Source organism: Myxococcus sp. CA039A (assembly GCF_013336645.1).
In the GTDB taxonomy this organism is placed as follows: Bacteria; Myxococcota; Myxococcia; order Myxococcales; family Myxococcaceae; genus Myxococcus; species Myxococcus llanfairpwllgwyngyllgogerychwyrndrobwllllantysiliogogogochensis.
In genome coordinates this window covers 1-16,844 of the sequence record NZ_JABUMQ010000082.1, presented here as the reverse complement: position 1 = coordinate 16,844, position 16,844 = coordinate 1, and the positions used below count along the sequence as shown (strand labels likewise).

At 67.5% G+C, this 16,844-nt stretch carries 7 protein-coding genes and 1 pseudogene; 3 read left to right on the top strand and 5 right to left on the bottom strand.

Annotated elements, in window-relative coordinates; genetic code table 11:
- The first annotated feature begins 6,278 nt into the window (after positions 1-6,278).
- The gene (locus tag HR086_RS15850) at positions 6,279-7,160 is read left to right on the top strand and encodes a hypothetical protein (protein ID WP_174466033.1); all 882 of its coding nucleotides are present in this window, start codon (positions 6,279-6,281) and stop codon (positions 7,158-7,160) included.
- Between the two features lie 49 nt (positions 7,161-7,209).
- Here HR086_RS15850 and HR086_RS15845 read toward each other — a convergent pair whose 3' ends face one another.
- The 4 genes from HR086_RS15845 to mnmG form a co-directional block, all read right to left on the bottom strand.
- Positions 7,210-7,602, bottom strand: a complete 393-nt coding sequence (locus HR086_RS15845; RefSeq protein ID WP_141642454.1) for a VOC family protein — start codon at positions 7,600-7,602, stop codon at positions 7,210-7,212.
- Between the two features lie 196 nt (positions 7,603-7,798).
- Positions 7,799-8,467, bottom strand: coding sequence for a hypothetical protein (locus HR086_RS15840; RefSeq protein WP_174466032.1), 669 nt, complete (start codon positions 8,465-8,467; stop codon positions 7,799-7,801).
- Between the two features lie 156 nt (positions 8,468-8,623).
- Complete coding sequence (rsmG, locus tag HR086_RS15835; protein WP_174456116.1) at positions 8,624-9,277, bottom strand: 16S rRNA (guanine(527)-N(7))-methyltransferase RsmG; 654 nt, start codon at positions 9,275-9,277, stop codon at positions 8,624-8,626.
- A gap of 98 nt (positions 9,278-9,375) precedes the next feature.
- Positions 9,376-11,223 (bottom strand): tRNA uridine-5-carboxymethylaminomethyl(34) synthesis enzyme MnmG, encoded by a 1,848-nt coding sequence (gene mnmG / locus HR086_RS15830; RefSeq protein WP_174456115.1) that lies wholly within the window; start codon positions 11,221-11,223, stop codon positions 9,376-9,378.
- A gap of 889 nt (positions 11,224-12,112) precedes the next feature.
- Here mnmG and HR086_RS15825 point away from each other — a divergent pair.
- The gene (locus HR086_RS15825; RefSeq protein ID WP_174466031.1) at positions 12,113-13,360 is read left to right on the top strand and encodes a multidrug effflux MFS transporter; all 1,248 of its coding nucleotides are present in this window, start codon (positions 12,113-12,115) and stop codon (positions 13,358-13,360) included.
- A 436-nt stretch (positions 13,361-13,796) separates the two neighbouring features.
- Positions 13,797-13,964, top strand: a pseudogene (locus tag HR086_RS15820) (ClpX C4-type zinc finger protein); the annotation flags it as partial.
- 135 nt (positions 13,965-14,099) lie between these two features.
- Here the strand turns inward: HR086_RS15820 and HR086_RS15815 are convergent.
- On the bottom strand, positions 14,100-16,844 hold a 2,745-nt coding region (locus HR086_RS15815), incomplete at its 5' end, for a pitrilysin family protein (protein WP_217441824.1).

The following is a 16,844-nucleotide window of genomic DNA, read 5'->3' as shown; positions in this document are numbered from 1 at the left end:
TCCGGCGCCCATCGCTGCCGCATCATCGAAAGCCTCCACATGAACGAGTTCGCTACCGCCAGCACCCGTTCGACGTGGGGCATCGCGCGAACACTCTTCGCTGGTTCCAACTGACGCGGCGCGAACCGGCTCGCGACCTCCATCGACCATTCGACATGAAGCGAGGTGCAGCCTCGTTCAGCGATGAGCCCCGCCATCCGAGAGCTTTCAGCGGCGCCGCCTGAACTGCCCTACTGGCTCAACGGCCAGTTCGACACGCCATCCGTGCCGCGAGCACCACGCTGGCATGAACCAGCTCCCTCCATCGCCACTCCACATGCGGCGATGCGCGCGGCCGGCGGTGCTTGCCGAAACACAGCTGCCCGTTCGGCACCATCTGGACACGGGGCCGCGGACCGCACCTCCGTTTCACGCGGGCCACGGCGCGCGCGGCATCGAACTCGCCAACTCGCGCCAGACATCTTCCGCATCGATCGATTCAGCGTGAGGTTCTGCTTCGTTCCATCTGATGCGCGCCGCGACCCTCACTCGATGCCGTGAAGTCATCGAAGCGTTATCCGGCCTCCAGCGCGCGACCACCGTCCACCACGCAGCTCGCTTCACGCTGAAGCCAGCAAGCATGAGCAAACGGCATCGCCACAACCGGGGACGGACCCGACACGCGAACCACGTGGAGCCTGGGTCGGCACCCGGCCTCGCGAGTCCTCATCTCCACCCCCAGGACTCAGCGCGGTCACTTCACCTGTTCCGCGTGGAAGGCGGCACGCGTTCGTCGCCGCCTCAGCACGCATCACCACCACGGCGTTCCACATGGAACACGGCGGCGGCAACGCGGGCCCAAGTGGCTCACCGTGTTCACACGATGCCCGTTGTCCGCACCCATCGAACACGACACTCGTTCCCGCGTGGGACACGACACGTGCTGAAGCGCGCTTCGGACGAACACCCGCGCACCACATCGGCGCGCGCGTTCCACGTGGAACAGCCTCAAAGGCCACGGCGACATCGGAACTCGCGCGCGACGCGCCGGCACCAGGCATCTGCCTGTCCGCAACATCGGCTCGAAGCGAGGGGCACGTTGTCTTCGCGGATGAAGTCCGCCCTTCCGACTCGTGACCGCGTTCCATGTGGAACAAGGCACGAGGTCCTTCAGACCATCGCGGAACCGCAGCGTGTGAACACCTTCTCATCGGTCTTCAACACCACGTCGATGAGGCCGAGCACCCGTCACCACCCTGGCTTCTTTCGCGTTCCACATGGAACGCGGCACCAGCGTTCCACCACTGCTCGGCACCCATCACCGGTCCACGTGGAACACGGCTCGCATCGCATCAACCACTCGCGACAGCATCACGCAGGTCAGCGCCGTTGCGCATCACCGGCCAAAGCCCAACACCACGTTGATGAGGTGAACGGCACGTAGCTCGCCACCACGTGAACGGCTTCTGCGTTCCACGCGGAACACGAACCGCTCGCACAGCGTCATGCAGAACGGGACCGCTGAGCCTCTCCGGGCAAAGGCCCAACACCACGTCGATGAGGTGAACGGCACGTAGCGCGCGCCACCACGTGAACGGCTTCCACGTTCCACGTGGAACACGACCGCGTCGCCTCAACTGCTCGCGACAGCGCCACGCAGGTCAGCGCCGTTGCGCATCACCGGCCAAAGCCCAACACCACGTTGATGAGGTGAACGGCACGTAGCTCGCCACCACGTGAACGGCTTCTGCGTTCCACGTGGAACACGAACCGCTCGCGACAGCGTCATGCAGGACGGCACCGCTGAGCCTCGCTAGGCCAAGGTCCAACACCACGTTGATGAGGTGAACGGCGCGCGGCGCGAACCACCTCGCGAACGGCTTCTGCGTTCCACGTGGAACACGGGAGCATGAGGCTCCGCTACCGGCACGCCTCCTTGAGACCAGTTCAGGCGTCACCTCGTTCCACGTGGAACACGGCATCGCGTGAGCACGGGTTTCGACCGCTCGCGCGGACCGCTTTCGTGTTCCACGTGGAACACGATTCGCGCCGCATCGACCTCGCATGACCTCACGCATGGCGACATGCGGACATCATCGAGAACTCGCTCACGACCCTTTCTCGGCGAAGGCATCGACGCATCGCGAGCGCTGTCTCTTCGCGTTCCACGTGGAACACGAACGCGCGTGCATGGGCCGCACGGCACCAGCAACTGGACGGTCCACACAGTCCACGCACCACCGCGTTCCACGTGGAACACGGCACACGTCGCGCATCAGGAAGAGGGTTCGCCATCAGCTCGTTTCGCGGCAACACGTGGTGATGGAGGCCTCACGTGAGGCCCTCACCACCAGCCGCGGCATCTCGTTGAAGAGGTGGTGAAGCGCGTGATGCGTTCCACGTGGAACACGGATGCTCACCAGAACACCTGCGCGCGAAGGCGGCACATGCGTCGCCAGACCGAGCATCGCGGCGCACCTCCTCCGCGCATCGATGCCGATGCCCGGGCACGTGGAGCGGTGCTCATGCTCGCATCGGTTCCACGTGGAACACCGCACACGAACCATCAGGCGTCGCCACCACGAGACGGCTTCTCAGCCACTTCATCAGCAAGGCGAGGAAGCCAACGCGGCGCTCATCCGGACCCCTTCTTCGTTCCACGTGGAACACGGCGCACGGCATCGCGGGATGGCAGCGGCTTCATGCGAGTTCGCCAGCACCAACACCGTGAAGAAGCTTCGCGGCGGTCTCTTCAACCAGGTGAGGCCAGCACGCGATGGCCATCTGGACCTCTTCTTCGTTCCACGTGGAACACGGCATCGCCGGTTGGTGGAGGCATCACGCAAGTCGCCGCGCATGGCATCGCGAAGCACCTCCTTCAACCGGGCGCGACCTCAACGAGGCCCTCATCCCGGACCTCATCAGGGTTCCACGTGGAACACGGCATCGCTGATTGGCGGGGCTTCGCACGAGTCGCCGTGCACGGCATCACGAAGCCTCTGCTTCAACCAGGCGCGGCCTCAACGAGGAACTCACCCAAGGCCCCGTCACCGTTCCACGTGGAACACGGCATCGCTGGTTGGCGGGGGCTTCGCACGAGTCGCCGTGCACGGCATCGCGAAGCGACTGCCCCAACCAGTTCAGGACCCGTGCCCCCACCCTGGTTCCCTTCATCGTTCCACATGAAGCACGACTCGCTGGTTGGCGGAGACTTCAGGCGAATCCGCCGGCACGGCATCGCGAAGCGACTCCTTGAGTTGATGAGGACGACGACCTCACGCCGGCCCCTCCACCGTTCCACGTGGAACACGGCATGCCGGTTGGTGGAGGCACCACGCGCGTCGCCGTGCCCGCATCGCCAAGCACTTGCTCCAACCGGGCGCGGCCTCAACGAGGAACTCACCCAAGGCCCCGTCACCGTTCCACGTGGAACACGGCATCGCTGGTTGGCGGGGGCTTCGCACGAGTCGCCGTGCACGGCATCGCGAAGCGACTGCCCCAACCAGTTCAGGACCCGTGCCCCCACCCTGGTTCCCTTCATCGTTCCACGTGAAGCACGGCTCGCTGGTTGGCGAAGACTTCAGGCGAATCCGCCGGCACGGCATCGCGAAGCGACTCCTTGAGCTGCTGAGGACGAACTCACCCAAGGCCCCTCCACCGTTCCACGTGGAACGCGGCATCGCCGGTTGGTGGAGGCACCACGCGCGTCGCCGTGCCCGGCATCGCGAAGCACCTGCTCCAACCGGGCGCGGACTCAACGAGAACCTCACCCAAGGCCCCGCCACCGTTCCACGTGGAACGCGGCGCGTGGCAACGCTGGCTGACCGAGGCCTCACACAAGCCGGTGCGCACGCCTTCGCGAAGCGGCTGCTTCAACCGGGTGAAGAAACCCAGAGGACTCACCCTCGACCCCGTCACCGCTCCACATGGGGCGCGGCGCGTGGAAACCGCTGGCTGGCCGAGCCCTGCCTCACGTGATTCGGCGCGCGGCATCGAGAAGCCACGACTTCAACCGGGTGAAGCCACCAAGAGAACTCGCCCTGCCCCCCGCCACCTTCCCGGGTGGAGCACGGCGCATGGCAACCGCTGGCTGACTGAGGCCCGCCTCACGTGATTCGGCGCACCATCGAGAAGCACCGCCATCAACCAGGTGAAGCCCCACCAAGAGAACTCGCCCTGGCTCCCGCCACCTTCCACGATGGAACACGGTGCGCGGCAACGCTGGCAGCGGCTTCACCGCGTCGGCATGCACGACCTCCAGAAGCGGCCCCTTCAACCAGGTGCAGCCAGCACGCGGCGCCCATCCCTCTTCGCCGTTCCACGTGGAACCTGACGCGCGGCAAGGCGTGATGGTTCGGACTTCACGCGAGTCGATAGCCACCGAAACCCTGAAGGGACTTCTCGGCGTCCTCACCAGAAAGAGGACGACCGCGGCACCCAAGCCGTGAACCACGGGGACCCGCACCACGAAGCCTCGATGGGTGAGCGACCTCGCCAGCGAGAAGCAACCCGAGCGGGACCGCATGACGTCGCGCACCGATGAACGGGGCACCACGGGTGCGCGACCTCTCAAGAAAGCCAGGGTCTCCCTCACCGCATGGACTCGTCTCCGTTCCCGGGGTGCGCGGCTGAACGAGACCTCTCACGCGTCCTCATGGTCGGGCACCACCGAGACACGGCTTCTCGGGGTGACGGTGCAGGCGGCTCCGCACTCCGCCAACAACTGGCGCCCCCTCCCCCACCCACCAGGCAGCCTCTTCCCTTCACTCGAATCACGCCGTCCGCTGCACGCCGTTGCAGCGAAAGCGGCGCGAGTCGACTCCTCGCTTCGGGTTCCACATGGAACCTCACCGCGCTCCCCTTCTCGTTGAAGCAGGCTCAGCACGGGCCAGTCGCGTGGGTCTTCACTTCACGCCACCAGCAGGACCCTGTGCTCGGCATCCCTCACGGGGCAGCAACTCCGGAGAACGGTCCGACAGCCGAGAGCACTCGCTGACTCCAGAGTTCGCGCCATGTGGTGCAGGGCAGAAGTGACGGACGGCATCCCCTCCCCTCTCCCATCCGCGCCCCGTCTCGAAGGTCCACGAACGAGCACCTCGAAGAACCCTCACCCGTACGGACACCCGATGCGCCCCCACCTGGCTCGCTCGCATCCTCACTGCCGTGCGAGTTCCCTTGTCGCGCCCGTCCTGTCAGAGCCAGCAGTCGCCGCGAAGGGTCGGTCCCACTGCCGCGACGCAAGCACCCCGCCGCCATCACACGCGACACCTCGCCGTGCAGAGGTTCGCGCTTCACAACCAGACCACCACCAACCTGCCCTCACCGATTCGGCTCAAGTGGGTCTGGGGTTCGCGAAGAATCCGGAGGCCCCACCGAAAAGAGTCTGCGTACGGCCCATCACCTGCGCCGGTGCGCATGGCGTCCGAACCGTGGGCACGAACCTCCAGGGATACACACGTCGAACGGCCCTCATGTCCACGCGTCACGAACGATGGAGCTCACCGACGTGTGGTTCGAAGGGCTGGCCTGCATCACCACGGGCTGCAGGAACTTCAGCCACGAGCGGCAAACTCACGCGAGGTCCGTTCGAAGCCATCGCTTCACGATGACGCCTCCGTCCTCACGGTCGGAGCCCGCGCTGACTTGGACCCGACTCACCCTGTTCCACGTGGAACGAGCAGTAGCCGCGGGCTCAGAACCCGCGCAACAGGGCCTGCGGGCACCTGCTTGGACGCTCGCATCAAGTCATGACAACCGTGCAGGGCTGAGCACGCAGGAATGCTCCTCCTCCAACCTCGTGACGCGACTCCATCCGCGGCACCTCGCCTGAGTACGCCATGGGCTCGAACGGAGTCACTCGCGAACAGTCCTGGCGTCACGCGTCCGCTTCGAGAGCAGTCGCCCCGATGCCACACGCGCCGAAAGACTCCCGCGCGATGAGTGGCAGCACAGCCGCGTGCAACAGAGTTCGCGCCGTGGTCCAAAGCTCGCTCACCTCTCGCCTCGCGAGCAGACAAGTCCACCCCTGGACCTCTCGCTGGTCGAGTGACCGTCCCATCGAGCGTGTGCTCTCGCACTCAGCTTCACGCCAGACCAGGCAGGCGTGTTCCTCGACTGAAGGAACCGTCCGCTCGCACTCCCCTCCCCTGCCCCGAGCCAGTATCCGCGCGAGTGCCTGGTCACATCCTGAGCTGGCAACCGCAGCGCTCGAACCCTTGCGATACTCCGCGAGACACACGACCCATCGCGGGCATCGTCCGCGGCGACACGCCAACACCTCCACTTCCAAGGCTCACTCCGTGCTCCCGCTTCAACGCTGGTTGTCTCCCGAGGAAGCCGCCGAGGTGCTCCGTCCCTACGCGGCCTTCAAGCAACGAAGCGCCGGCAACGGCATGGACGTGGACGCCCTCGTCCTCTCCGACGGCTTCTTCAGCGGCGCCGGGCTGTTCACAGGCGGGCGCGTCTCATCACTCAGGCTGGAGAACACCCGAGGCTCGACGTTCATCGACGGCGACCTGGTCGTCGATGGCTGGCTCGAAAACCCAGGCGGACTCGTCTTCGTGCGCGGCAACCTCATCGCGCACACCGTCTACACCTCCGAGTACCTCGTCATCCTCGGGGACCTTCGAGTCCGCCGCCTGTTCGGCGAAGACGAACCCCTGGGCACCTGCGTCTTCGGCGATGCCCATGTCGAGAGCGCCATCTTCTCCCACAACCATCAATTCAACGTCTGGGGCACCGCCCACCTGGGCGAAGAAGTCCATGACGAGGTCCACGGACGCGAGGCCTTGCGGCAACGACTCGTCGACTGGGGCCTTCTCTCCGACCCGCGACAGGAAGTACCGCTCGACGTGGTCCGACACGGGCTGCGCGGACTCGCCGAATCATGGGGTCCGCTCTCCGACGAACTGGCCTCGCTTCGATACACGCCGAAGCCCTCGGACTTCGTCGCGGAGCCTCCGGTTCGACCACCCCGTCCCGACATCATCCTCGAACTGGAGCAATGGTTCGCATCGACACCCCTGCCCCAGCGACAACAACTCGAAGCACTGCGCACGCAGTGGCTCGCTCGACTCAGTGACTCAACGGTCCGCGCGGAGGCGGAGCGCGTGATTCGCAAACACCTCAATTCGAAGAAGCTCATCACGGACCGCGACGCGCTCCTGCGCGACCTGGGGTAACGCCCAACGCAAACCCAGGGTTCGAGAGACATCGCGCCTCGACACAAGCTCAGCGCGTCCACTCTCCCTGGTAGAGCACGACGCGATATCCATCGGGGTCCTCGAAGGTCTTCCCGTACACGTCCCAGTAAGGGTTGTGCGAGCGCACCGGGTGGAAGCCCGCTTGCACCATGCGCCGCACCCGCGCGTCCCACTCCTCGCGCCGCGACACATAGAGAACCAGCAGATGGTCCGGCGAAGGAGCGCGAGGCGCCTCGTGTCCGCGTTCCACCGTGAACTCCAAGTGGTACGGCGTCCCCACCTGGCCGAGCATCACCCCGTCGAAGCCCGCATGGTCCTCGAAGCCTCCCACGAGCTCGAAGCCAAGCCCTTCTCGATAGAACCGCACCACTGTCGCCAGGCTCCGCGTCGGTCGAGCGACTCGCAGCTTGCACATCTCCATCCCAGGTCCGTCCTCACCACGAACGAACCCGGTGAAGGTTCGCGCGTCTCACGGTCGTGACGCGTGCGCACTCAATGACGAGCAGTGCGCGGTGCACGATGAAGTCGCGGAAGCATCGCGCCATCTCCGGCGCGCGTGTCCGCACACGGCAAGGCAATGGCAGAAGGCCAACGCGTCAGCGCCGTGGGCCGACACCTCACGGATTCGGAGGAGACACGGGCTCCACGAAGTACGCCTGTTTGTGCCGAGGCTCGGAGTCGTACGCGGCGGCCAGCTCCCGCGCGCGCCGCTCGGTCCGAAACACGGCCACCTCCGCCCGATTGCCGTGCTCATCCTGCCGAATCACGGCCCAACCCTGACGCGGACGGGACTGCCTCACGGGCGGTGTTCCACGCTGCTCCACGGAGTACCACTGTTTGTGCGCCCGAGCCTCCATGCGACGCGCCAGGCACTCCGCATGTCCTCGGCTCGTCATCACGCAGACATCATGTCGATGACCCGTGTCGTCCTGCCGGTACACCGCCCAGCCATCCGTCAGCGGCGGCGCTCCAGGGTTGGCCCGCCACACCACTTCATCGCGCCACCAGTCGAGATGCGCGAGCGCATGGCTCAGCTCTTCTTCCGAGGTCATGACATGGAAATCGTCCGTGACCTGCAGATAGAAGACGAAGAACTGGAAGCCGCAGTCCGCGCGCCAACCCCAGTAGTCAGTGGGTCCGAGTCCATCACCTTCCACGTCTCGGAAGTGCGGAGGTCCCCAGCGTTGCTCGAAGTCGGCGCGGGACGCTCGGGCCACCGCGACTTCAGACTCATGGGGCTCGTCGTCACCCCAGACCACCGGTCGGTCCGTCGGAATCGGCTGCATGCGAGGCACCTCCGCTTTGAAGCTAACGCGGCCCCTCCTCGCATGCCTGCCCCCTCACTCCCACGCCACGTCCACAACTGACACTGGATAGCAGTTGTCCGCATGGCGCCACGCGCGCACCTCCACCGTGCACGCGCGGGCCCGCCCTCCCCTGCCCTACTCCTTCGCGAACACCGCGACCTGACGCTCTGCGCCGGAGAACGGCAGCCGGTACGCCCTCGCGGAGACCACTCGCAGGTGTCGCTCCGCGGCGCGCGACGCCAGCTCCGCGTCCGTCTGCGACTTGCCGAGCATCGCCACCACGCGCCCGCCCGGCTCCACATACGCCGGCGCCAACGCCAGCCAGTCCGGCAGGTCCATGAACGCGCGCGCAATCAACAACTCCGCGCGCGGAATCCCTTCCGTCTCCGGCTGTCCCTCGGCGCGCGCGTGCAACCCGCGCACGCCCTGCAACCCGAGGCTCGCCGACGCGGCCTTGATGAACGCGACCTTCTTGCCCACCGTGTCCACCAGCGTCACGCCGAGCGCTGGCAACGCAATCTTCAACGGCAGTCCCGGGAAGCCCGCACCCGCGCCCAAATCCAACAACGACGCCGCGCCCGTCACCTCCGGCAGCACCGCGAGCGAGTCCAGGAAGTGCTTCTCCAGCACCTCCTCCGGCGCCGTAATCGCCGTGAGATTCACCTTCGCGTTCCACTTCAGCAGCTCCGCCATCAGCCGCTGCAACCGGGGGCCCACGTCCTCCCCCACCGACACGCCCAGCGCCTGGCAGCCGGATGCCAGCAGATCTACGAACCTCGTGTTATCCACAGCACCTCCACAGCGCGGAGGGGCATAACCCTCCGGAATCATTCAGGGGATTTCTATCCCCAAAGTTGTCCACACGTTGTCCACACCCCCTGTTCTGATCACTCCAGGGGTGTTTCGCCGCCGCCCGAGGGGCCCGAGACGCGCTTGAGCGCGACCAGGAGCAGCGACACCGCCGTGGGCGTCAGGCCTGGAATCCTCCGCGCCTGTCCCACCGTCGAAGGCCGGTGCGCGCCGAGCTTCTCCGCCGCCTCCTTGCTCAGCCCCCGCACCTCCGTGAAGCGAAAGCCTTCCGGAATCCGCCACCGGTCCGTCGCCTCCGACTCGCGCGCCGCCGCTCGCGCCGCCTGGGCGATGTAGCCCTCGTACTTCACCTCCACCTCCACCTCCTCGGCCACGTCCTCCGCCACCACGGGCCAGTCCACCCTCCCCTCCCCCAACTGCCCGTACGTGACTTCGGGCCGCTTCAGCCGCGCCGCCAGGCCCGTGCGCTTGAGCCGCGTCACTTCGTCCGTCACCGCGCGCTGCCGCGCCTCCGCCCGCTCCAACGCCTCGCGCGGCAACAGCCCCACCCGGTGCCCGTGACGCGCCAGCCGCAGGTCCGCGTTGCCCTCGCGCAGCCGGAGCCGGTGCTCGGAGCGGCTGGTGAACATGCGGAACGGCTCGTCCACGCCCTTGGTCACCAGGTCATCCACCAGCACCGCGCCATGGGCTTCGTCGCGGCCGAGCAGCAGCGGCGGCTCGCCCTTCACCATGAGGCCCGCGTTGAGCCCGGCCCACAGGCCCTGGAAGGCGGCCTCCTCGTAGCCCGAGGTGCCGTTGAGCTGGCCCGCGAAGAACAGGCCCGCGACGGCCTTCGTCTCCAGCGTGGGCTTGAGCTGCGTGGGCGGCGCGTAGTCGTACTCCACCGCGTAGCCGTAGCGGATGACCTCCACCCGCTCCAGTCCGGGGATGGTGCGCAGGAAGTCGAGCTGCACGTCCGCGGGCAGGCTGGTGGACAGGCCCGCCGGGTACACCAGCGGCGAGTCCGGGCCCTCGGGCTCCAGGAACACCTGGTGCCGCTCGCGCTCCGCGAAGCGCACGACCTTGTCCTCCAGCGACGGGCAGTAGCGCGGCCCCCGGCCGACAATCTCCCCCTGGTACAGCGGCGAGCGGTGCAGGTTGTCGCGCAGCACGCGGTGCGTCTGGAGCGTGGTGGCCGTGATGCCGCACGTCACCGAGGGCTGACGCGGAAACGGCACTCCCGAAGCCGACTCCGCGCGCGTGCGCCAGGAGAGCGGACGCGGCGGGAAGTCGCCGTGCTGCGGCTGCACCGCGTCCCAGTCGATGCTCGCGCGCGCGAGCCGCGCCGGAGTACCCGTCTTGAAGCGGCCCAGCGTGAAGCCGAGCGCGCGAAGCGAATCGGACAGGCCTCGCGCCGCGTCGTCGCCCAGCCGTCCGCCGACTTCCTTCTTCTCGCCCACGTGCATCAGCGCCTGGAGGAAGGTGCCCGTCGTGAGCAGCACCGCCGACGCGGACACCTGCGTGCCGTCGCCGAGCAGCACGCCCGTCACCCTCCCCTCCTCGACCACCAGCGTGGAGACCTCGCCCTCGCGCACGGTGAGGTTCGGCTCGTTGAAGAGGACCGACTGCATCAGGGCGGAGTACTGCTCGCGGTCGCACAACACGCGAGTCGCCTGGACGGCGGGGCCCTTGGAGGCGTTGAGCGTCTTGAAGTGCGTGCCGGCGAGGTCCGCCACGCGCCCCATCTGTCCCCCGAGCGCGTCCAGCTCCCGCACCAGGTGTCCCTTGGCGGTGCCACCCACGGCGGGGTTGCAGCTCATCACCGCGGAGCGCTCGCGCTTGAGCGTGATTCCCAGCGTGGCCAGGCCCAGGCGCGCGCAGGCCAGCGCCGCCTCACAGCCCGCATGGCCCAGGCCCACCACGATGACGTCGTACCGGAGTCCCATTGCTCACGAGGGTCGCCGGAGGGTTTCGGGACCTGACGTGGCGCCCGCTCCGTCATGGCACCGAGCACCCTCGCTCCGCGCGCCGCGACCTGTGAGGTCCCCTATGTCTCCGGTGCGCCCCCTTGGCAAGCAAAGGGAAGGTTTACGGGAGCGCGCGAGGCGGGCAGTGGGAGGGGTTGAGGAGCTGCCTGCCTCGCGCGCACCGGCCATCCTCCGGAAGGACAAGTCCCGTGCGACGGGCTTGCCCTCCGGCGTGGATGGCGATTCAAGAATGTCGGGCGAGCCCGAAGGCGTCGCCGGTACCTTATGGGGCCCGCGCTTCCCGAGCGCGGCGCCCCATCCCCCTGCGCGCGAGAGATGGCCCCTGCCTCCTCGCGTGCTTCGTCTTCATGGTGTCGCACACACGGAGGGCGGACCTGGGACCGTGGCGGTGAGGGCGCGACGGTAAACTCGAGCTCGAGACTCCGAAGGGTCCTGCACCCCCGTGTGCGCGACGGGGAAAGGAATAACCGGAGGGTCTGACATGCCGGCCTTCGCCCGGCCGGCCCCTCCGAGGGTGAGTTGGCGTGGAGGTGGGACCCGGCCACTCCCCTCCCCCGCATGCGGCTGCTTCATCCTGAAGACGCGCGGAGGCAGGACTTGTGACGCCCGCCGGGGACAGGCGTGGGGATTGTTCCGTGCGTGGAACACTGCGTGGAACCTCGTGTCGCTGGTCAGCCAGGGTCCGCGCCGCTAATCCAGCGTCGACGATGATGAAGCTCCGGAGAACCTCCCAGGGAGTCGCCACCGCGTTGCTCGCGAGCGGCCCGCCGAGAGGTCGCCTGCTCGGCATCCAGAGCCCTGAACGAACTCGCGCGCGCGGCGGTGCGCGCCTCACGCCTGGGATGGCATGAACACCCTCACGAAGAAGTCGCCCCCGTCGGGCACCTTGTCGCTGGAGCTGCTGCTGGGAGCGCTCACCGCGTTCGCGCCGCTGTCCATCGACATGTACCTGCCCGCGCTGCCACGCATCGCGACGGACTTGCAGTCGACCCAGTCCGTCATCCAGCTCACGCTCGCGTCGTGCTTCGCGGGGCTGGCGTTGGGACAGCTCTTCACCGGGCCACTCATTGACCGGTTCGGACGGACGCGGCCGTTGTACGCGGGGCTGGCGGTGTATGTGCTGGGCTCGCTCGGCTGTGCGCTCGCGCCCACTGCGACGGCGCTGGTGGCGATGCGATTCTTCCAGGCGCTGGGCGGAGCAGTGGCGTTGGTGGCGCCGCGCGCGGTGGTGCGGGACCTGTGGTCCGGCGCGGACGCGGCGCGGACGATGTCGCGCTTGATGCTCGTGGTGGGCGTGGCGCCCGTGCTCGCGCCGTTGCTGGGCGGCTTCGTGCTCCAGCACATGAGCTGGCGGGTCATCTTCGTGTTGCTCGCGGGCATCGGCGCGGTGGCGCTGGTCGCCACATGGAGGGTGTTGCCGGAGACCGCGCCCGAGCACTCGAAGACGAAGAGCATGCGCGCGCGCTTGGGGGAGCTGCTGCGGGACGCGGACTTCGTCGGCCCGGCGCTCGCGGGTGGCTTCGCGTACGCGGGGATGTTCGCGTACATCGCGGGCGCGCCGTTCGTGTTCATCACGCTGCACGGCGTGAAGGAGCAGGACTTCGGCTGGTTCTTCGGTGCGAACGCGGTGGGGCTGGTGGCGCTGGCGCAGCTCAATCGCAAGCTGCTGCGCCACATCCCGTTGCACCGGCTGCTGCGTCTGGCATTGACGCTGTATGTGGTGACGGCGGCGGGGGTGATGGCAGTCACGTGGAGTGGGGTAGGGGGCTTCTGGGTGATTGCCGCCGCGCTGTTCCTGTTCGTGCCGACGCTGGGATTGGTGGGACCCAACTCCGCGGCCATCGCGCTGGAGCGACACGCCGCGCATGCGGGGCTCGCATCCGCGGTGCTGGGCGCGCTCCAGTTCACCGCCGCGGCCTCCGCGTCCTGGGCGGTGAGCGTGCTCAATGACAACACCGCGAAGCCGATGGGCGGCGTGGTGTTGGCGGCGGCCGTGCTGGCGTGGCTGTCTGGCTTCCTGGGCCACCGGGCGCGCTCGCGAGCCGCGAGCACGGAGCCCACGATGACCGGGGCGTCACGTGTTGGCGAAACGTGATGTGTGAAATGTGACTTCGAGCCTGTCGTCCGCGGGTGCCTCCCGAGAGAAAGCCTCTCATGAAAAGGCTATCTTCTCGTGTGGACCATCGGGTCCCCGCACCGACGTGGGTCTTCTCCTCCATCCGCCTCGCGGGAAGAGGTGCCACCTCATGGACAAGAAGGAAAGGCTCGACCGCGCGTGGTTGCCGGAAGGCGTCTCATTCGACCGGAAGGAGGGGCTCTACGCGGAACTCGGTCCAGACGGCCTGGTGGTGCATCTGGGCCTCTACGAAAACGGTCAACGCAAGCCCGACACCTGGGCCCTGAATGTGGCGGCGGACAGGAGCTCGGCCTGCGTGGAAATGACCACGGTCCGCGAATGGCGGGGCGACCAGGTCTTGCCCGAAGACTTGGAGAGCGCACTGGCACACTGGAGTTCCCTGTGGCTCGGCAGAATCACCGACACCTCTCGGGACTACCGGGTTGGCGCCAACCTCCAATGCTCGTTCTGCGAGAAGTACCAGTACGAGGTGAGACATCTCATCGCGGGCCCGAACGTCTTCATCTGCGACGAATGCGTCGGCCTGTGCAACGACGTCATCCAGGAAGAGAAGAAACGCGCCTCGAAGTAAGGCGTTGGAGAGGTCCGCTCCCACGTCGCGCACGCCCCCGCGCGCGGGCATGAAAAAGCCCCGAGGCGCCACGCGGGCACCTCGGGGCTGAGCGCTCAACCCCGTGAAGGGTGAGCAGTCACCGCGTTACGGCGCGGCCTGAGCCGGTACGGGGGCCTTCGCCTTCTTCTCCGCGGTGGCGAAGTCACCCGCCTTCACCTGGGTGACCTTCGTCCAGTCCAGGTGTCGCGACATAGCCTGGCGCACGTCCGTCGGCTTGAGCTTGGAGAGCTGCTGTTCCACGCCCGCGTCGAAGGTGAGGGTGCGGCCCAGGTACAGGTAGCCGGCGAGCTTGCGCGCCAGGTTGCCGTCCTGCGCCCGAGCCGCCTGCCGGTACTCCAGCAGACCCGCGCGAGCCTTCTCCAGCTCCTCCGCCGAGTAGTCCTTCTGCAAGACGTTCGTCACTTCCTCGCGCATCGCCGTTTCGAGCCGGCTCGCGTTCTCCGGCGCGTAGATGGCGTAGGTGATGAACGTGCCCACCGCGTCCAAATCGCCCGGGTCGATGTTGCTCGCGACGCCGTAGGACAGGCCATCCTTCTGGCGGATGCGCGTGGCCAGCCGCGAGTTGAGGAAGCCGCCGCCGAGCACGAAGTTGCCGAGCATCAGCGCCGGCCAGTCCTTGTCGTCCTCGCGCAGCTTGAGCGTCTGCCCCGCGTAGAAGTACGCGTTCGCCTTGTCCGGCGTCTCCAGGGCCACGGCCTTGGGGCCCACGTCGTTGAAGACCTCCGGTACGCGCGCGTAGGGCGCCGGGCTCTTCCAGTCGCCGAACAGCTTGCCAGTCTCGGCCACGAGTTCCTTCGGGTCGAAGTCACCCACCACGGCCAGCTCCGCGTTGGCGCCGCCGTAGAACGCCTTGTGGAAGGCGCGGGCCTGCTCCAGCGTGGTGTCCTTCGCGCCGGCGATGCGCTCGTCGAGCGTGGGCACGTAGTAGGGGTGGCCCTTCGTGTAGTGGCTCGACAGCGTCCGCCAGAAGGCGATGCTGCCCTGCGTCTCCGGCTCGCTGCGCTGCGACTCCAGGTCCGCCAGCCGCGACTGCTTGAGCAGGGTGAACTCCTTCTCGTCGAAGGAGGGCTCGCGAAGAATCTCGGCCACCAGCGCCAGCACCTTGGGCAGGCTCGCGCGCGGGCACTCGATGGACACCGACGCTCCGGCAAGGCCCCCGTCCACGCCAACGCGCGCCTTCAGCTTGTCGAACTCGTCCTGGATTTGCTGCCGCGTGTGCTTCTTGGTGCCGCGCATCAGCATGCGGCCCGCGTACGACGCCGCGTCGGCCTTCCCGCGCAGCGCCGCCTCCGTGCCCCAGTGGAAGGACAGGGACGCGTTCACCATCTCACCGCGCGTCTTCTTGGACAGCACCGCGTACTTCATGCCGCCCGGCAGCTCGCCGCGCTGCACGCGCGCCTCGATGTTGGCGGGGGAGGGGTCGAACGCCTCGCCCTGCGCCACCGCGGCGCGGCCCTTGTAGCCGTCCATCATCTTCGCCATCTCCACCGGCGGCGGCAGCTCCGAGCGCTCCGGCTTCGCCGTGGGGATGAACGCGCCCAGCGTGCGGTTGGAGGCCTTGAGGTAGGTGGCCGCCACGCGCGTGACGTCCACGGGCTTCACCGCCTCGATGCGGTCGCGGTGCAGGAACATCAAGCGCCAGTCGCCGGTGGCGGCCCACTCGGACAGGCCGATGGCGGCGCGCTCGGAGTTGTTCAGCGTCAGCTCCATCATCTTCAGGAGCGTCGTCTTCGCGCGGGAGACCTCCTCCTCGGTGAAGGGCGTGCGCGCCGAGTCCTCCACCGTCTTCAGCAGCGCCTCGCGCGCGGCGGCCAGGGGCTGGTCCTCGCGCATGTCCGCGCTGAACCCGATGATGCCCGGGTCGCGGAACTGGTAGTTGTACGCGGACACGTTCGACGCCTTCTTCGTCTCCACCAGGGCCTTGTAGAGACGACCCGACGGGTGGTCGCCCAGCGCGAGCGTCAGCACGTCGATGGCCGCGAAGTCGGGGTGGGCGCCCTCGGGCACGTGATACACGCTGGCGAGCAGGGTGTTGTCGCCCACGCGGCGCAGCGTCACCTCGCGCTCACCGTCCTGGGTGGGCTCGGCAGTGTACGTGACGGGCAGGGGCGCGGCGGGCTTCTTCAGCTTGCCGAAGGAGGACTGGATGAAGCCCAGCGTCTTCGCCTCGTCGAAGCGGCCGGCCACCACCAGCAGCGCGTTATCCGGGCGGTAGTACTTCCGGTAGAAGGCCTGGAGCCGGTCGATGGGCACGTTCTCCAAATCGGAGCGTGCGCCGATGGTCGACTTGCCGTAGCTGTGCCAGATGTACGCGGCGCTGAGGACGCGCTCCTGGAGGATGCTGCCCGGGTCGTTCTCGCCGGACTCGAACTCGTTGCGGACGACGGTCATCTCGCTGTCGAGGTCCTTCTTGGCGATGAAGCTGTTGACCATGCGGTCGGCTTCGAAGGACAGCGCCCAGCGCAGGTTCTCGTCCGAGGCGGGCAGCGTCTCGAAGTAGTTGGTGCGGTCCAGCCACGTCGTGCCGTTGGGGCGAGCGCCCCGCTCGGTGAGCGCCTGGGGCACGTTCTTGGTGGTGGGCGTGCCCTTGAACATCAGGTGCTCGAGCAGGTGGGCCATGCCCGTCTCGCCATAGCCCTCGTGCTTGCTGCCCACGAAGTACGTCACGTTCACGGTGACGTTGGGCTTGGTCGGGTCGGGGAAGAGGAGCACGCGCATGCCATTGGCGAGGCGGTACTCGGTGATGCCCTCCACGCTCGTCACCGGAGTGAGCGCGGAGCCCTTGGCCTTCGCGGGAGCGGCCTTCGCGGCGGGGGTAGGGGAGGGGGC

Coding starts and splice junctions, on each gene's coding strand:
- HR086_RS15845 (WP_141642454.1), bottom strand. CDS start 7,602: ATGGAGATGTGCAAGCTGCGAGTCGCTCGACCGACGCGGAGCCTGGCG.
- HR086_RS15840 (WP_174466032.1), bottom strand. CDS start 8,467: ATGCAGCCGATTCCGACGGACCGACCGGTGGTCTGGGGTGACGACGAG.
- mnmG (WP_174456115.1), bottom strand. CDS start 11,223: ATGGGACTCCGGTACGACGTCATCGTGGTGGGCCTGGGCCATGCGGGC.
- HR086_RS15825 (WP_174466031.1), top strand. CDS start 12,113: ATGAACACCCTCACGAAGAAGTCGCCCCCGTCGGGCACCTTGTCGCTG.